4 protein-coding genes are annotated in these 3,986 nt (G+C 36.8%); 3 read left to right on the forward strand and 1 reads right to left on the reverse strand.

Features of this window, described 5'->3' with window-relative positions; genetic code table 11:
- Positions 1 to 1,030: site-2 protease family protein (locus WBN20_RS11750; protein ID WP_424281815.1), on the reverse strand; the 1,030-nt coding region annotated here is incomplete at its 3' end.
- 162 nt (positions 1,031 to 1,192) lie between these two features.
- Here WBN20_RS11750 and WBN20_RS11755 point away from each other — a divergent pair.
- The 3 genes from WBN20_RS11755 to feoB form a co-directional block, all read left to right on the forward strand.
- Positions 1,193 to 1,867 carry an SCO family protein gene (locus tag WBN20_RS11755; RefSeq protein ID WP_424272456.1) on the forward strand — a complete coding sequence of 225 codons (675 nt, stop codon included), beginning with the start codon at positions 1,193 to 1,195 and terminating at the stop codon, positions 1,865 to 1,867.
- Between the two features lie 131 nt (positions 1,868 to 1,998).
- Entirely contained in the window at positions 1,999 to 2,244 is a 246-nt protein-coding gene (locus WBN20_RS11760; RefSeq protein WP_424281816.1) for a FeoA family protein, read from the forward strand.
- The coding region (feoB, locus tag WBN20_RS11765; protein ID WP_424281817.1) for a ferrous iron transport protein B at positions 2,241 to 3,986 on the forward strand (1,746 nt) is incomplete at its 3' end. The genes WBN20_RS11760 and feoB, both read left to right, overlap by 4 nt.

Below are 3,986 nucleotides of genomic sequence, written 5' to 3' on the forward strand. Positions count from 1 at the left end.
GTTGTTTTACATAACTGGTAAGCGTTGTAACCCCTTTATCAATTCCTGCCGGGATTGACTCTGCAAAAGTGTATTTCCTGGTCTCTAACCTAAAATAGCCCATCTCCTCCATTTTATCAAACGGCAGGGAGCCCGTGGAGATTCCAATAGTTGCCGAATCACTAATTACTACTGGTATTTGTTCTTCCCTTCCATCTCTTCTAATTATAAGATTCACTTTTTGGTTCGTATAACTTTCAATTACGGGTTTGGCTTCATCAAAATACGTAATCCTATGATCTCCAATGCTAACTATTTGGTCCTGTACTTTCAAGCCCGAATCCTTGTTCGCTGATTCGTCAGCAATGCCACCCACAATAAAAGGAATTCTGGGGCTTATTATATATCGAATTTTATCCTCGTCCTCCAATAATGTGGCTATGAAATCTACAGGAATCTCCTTTTCAATAATGGTTCCATCTCTTTCAATGGTCATGGTGTTACCATTGATTATCTCTCCCAAAAGACTATCAAAATTTTCAACTTCTTCCCCATCAATAGCTACAATATGATCCCCGGTTTGCACTCCTAGTTCATCACCAATATTCTTTTCCCTAACCCATATGCCGTCCTTTAAACTATCCATGGGTATGTACTGGTCGCCATAAGAATATGCCATTCCAATATAAATGATAACTGCCAGAATAAAGTTTACGGTAACACCTCCAAGCATAATAATGAGTCGTTGCCAGGCCGGTTTAGATCTAAACTCCCAGGGCTTAGGTTCTTCAGCCATTTGGGCCGTATCCATACTCTCATCAATCATGCCCGCTATCTTAACATAACCTCCAAGTGGCAGCCATCCTATCCCATAAACCGTTTCTCCAATTTTCTTCTTAAAAAGGGAAAATTTAATGTCAAAAAAAAGATAAAACTTCTCCACCCTCGTCTTAAATATCTTAGCCGGGATAAAATGTCCTAATTCATGAAGGACAATCAAAAGTGAAAGACTCAGGAAAAACTGTATAGTCTTTATAAGTATAGGACTCATTAATAGATTTTATAAGTAAAACGCACAAAAGTACACTTTTACAAGGTCTTATAAAAAGAAACTGTGGTCGCGTGCAGATATTTAAGAAAGTTTTAGCAGCAAACCCATATCAAAGTTTTTGAATGCTAGCATTTGCTGCTGTACCTTTGCAAAAAACTACGAATGCTTTCTTTCTTCAGTAAATACAAATTTTTTGGAATCGTACTCCTTTTACTTTCTATAATTATCATTTATTTGTTTTACAATGCCTTGCAGCCTAAGATTGTACTCCCGGTATATCAACCCGCAGATTTTAATTCAGAATTGGTAGATAGTACCCTGGTCCATGTAAAAAAATACCATACCATTGCCGATTTTTCACTTACTAATCAAAACGGGGAGACCATAACGCAGGATTTTTATAAAGATAAAATCTATGTGGCCGACTTCTTCTTTACCACCTGCCCCACCATATGCCCGATAATGACTAAAAATATGGTCTATTTGCAGTCAAAGATTGCAAATGACAAAGATGTGTTGTTATTATCGCATTCCGTTACGCCGGATATAGATTCTGTTGCTCAACTAAAAAAATATGCATTAGAAAAAGGAGTTAATGATAATAAATGGAATTTGGTCACCGGCGAGAAAAAACACATTTATGAGCTGGCCAGAAAATCTTATCTGGCCGTGAAAACTGATGGTGACGGTGGACCATTTGATATGATCCATACGGAAAACTTTATTTTAATCGATAAAGATCGCAGAATAAGGGGTACTTATGACGGTACGAACAAAGAGGAAATGGATAAATTATTGCAGGATCTGGAAGTTTTAAAAATGTCTTACCTTAATTAAGGTGTCAATTCCGGTCCAACCCAATCTTCTTATTTGAAGAAAATTCCTGTTTTTCTTTTTTTAATATTTGCCTTTATACCTCATCTTTTTCCATTATTTTTGTCCTTACTTAAAATCAATCTAAATAAAAATTGGTTACAACTGTTGCACATTTAAAGCGAGGTGAAAGGGGAATTATTAAAGAATTTACCAAAGGTATGCTGCCTATTAAATTATTAGAATTAGGATGCCTTCCGGGAAATGAAGTAGAATTGATTCAAATAGCCCCTCTAAAAGATCCGTTATACATAAATGTTAATGGTTCTCATATTGCCATCAGAAGATCCATTGCCTTCCAAATTGAGTTGGAGCTGATAGAAGATAAAGCCACATTATGAGTAAAAATATTAATGTAGCTCTTATCGGTAACCCCAATACAGGAAAGACCTCAGTTTTTAACCAATTAACCGGTCTGAATCAAAAAGTAGGTAATTACCCTGGGATAACTGTTGAGAAAAAGGAGGGTGTCTGTAAATTGCCCCGAGGCGTTAAAGCTCATATTCTGGACCTCCCGGGCACTTATAGTTTAAATACGACTTCCCTCGACGAAAGTGTTGTTGTGGAATTACTTCTCAACAAAAACGATAAGGATTTCCCCGATGTAGCTGTGGTTATTAGTGATGTTGAAAATTTAAAGCGAAATCTGCTTGTTTTCACTCAAATAAAGGACTTAAAAATCCCCGCAATTTTGGTCATCAATATGTCGGACCGGATGCCTAAAAAGGGAATTACCCTGGATGTATCTCTCCTTGAAGAAAAATTAAATACCAAAATAGCGCTGGTAAGCACAAGACAAGGTACAGGGATAGAGCGAATTCGCCAATTGATTGCAGATTATAAAAATTTATCTGTTAAACCAAATGTAGATGCCACAGTTATAGCACCGGAATATTTTGAAAGATTACAACGGACATTTCCTAATGAAGATCTCTATAAGTTGTGGCTTGTAATTACACAGGATGTCAATTTTATGCCTATTGAGAAAAAGGCAGTGCAAGACACCTCTTCATTTACCACAAAGACCAAGGCAGAATTAAAAAGACTGCAACAAAAGGAGACCATTCTCCGTTATCAATTTATAAACGGCGTATTAAAAGAGACCTACAAGGTAGACAGAAATGCCGCCAAGGGATTCAGAGCTACATTAGATAGGATCTTAACCCATAAGATATTGGGTTACTTAATTTTCCTGATCATTTTATTGACCATTTTCCAGGCAATTTACGATTGGAGTAGTATTCCAATGGATTTTATTGACGAGCAATTTGCCGCTGCAAGCAATTGGATAAAAACAACCATGCCGCCGGGAATGTTCACTAATCTTTTAGCCGAAGGGATACTTGCTGGTATCGGAGGAATTGTAATATTTATTCCTCAGATCGCCTTTTTATTTTTGTTTATAGCACTCTTGGAGGAGTCTGGATATATGAGCAGGGTAGTATTCCTTATGGATCGTATTATGAGGCCATTTGGTTTAAGTGGTAAAAGTGTAGTTCCATTAATTTCCGGTACGGCTTGCGCTATTCCGGCGGTAATGGCCACTCGAAATATTGAAAACTGGAAGGAACGTCTTATTACCATTTTGGTAACGCCATTTGTAACATGTTCTGCACGACTTCCGGTATATCTCATCATTATTGCATTGGTTATTCCTGAAGGTAGAATTGTAGGTCTCAGTTATCAGGCACTCACACTTACTTTATTATACTTAATTGGGTTTGGAGCCGCAATTGTATCTGCAATGATCCTCAACAAAGTTCTTAATATAAAAAGCAGGTCGTTTTTTATGGTAGAAATGCCAAGTTATAAGTTACCCCTTTTAAAGAATGTGGCATATACGGTAATTGAAAAGACCAAAAGTTTTGTGTATGGTGCTGGTAAAATTATCCTCGCGATTTCAATTATTTTATGGTTTTTGGGCTCTAATGGGTACTCCTCCAACTTTAAAAATGCCGATGAGATAATTAATGAGAAAATTGAAACTGAAGGTTTAACCAAATTCAATACTGCCAGCATTCAAAATGAATTGAGTGATTATGAATCGTTTTTAAGGGATAGTACAGTCCAAATTACTAATGGC

The sequence above is a fragment of the Eudoraea sp. genome (assembly GCF_049665975.1).
Taxonomy (GTDB): domain Bacteria; phylum Bacteroidota; class Bacteroidia; order Flavobacteriales; family Flavobacteriaceae; genus Eudoraea.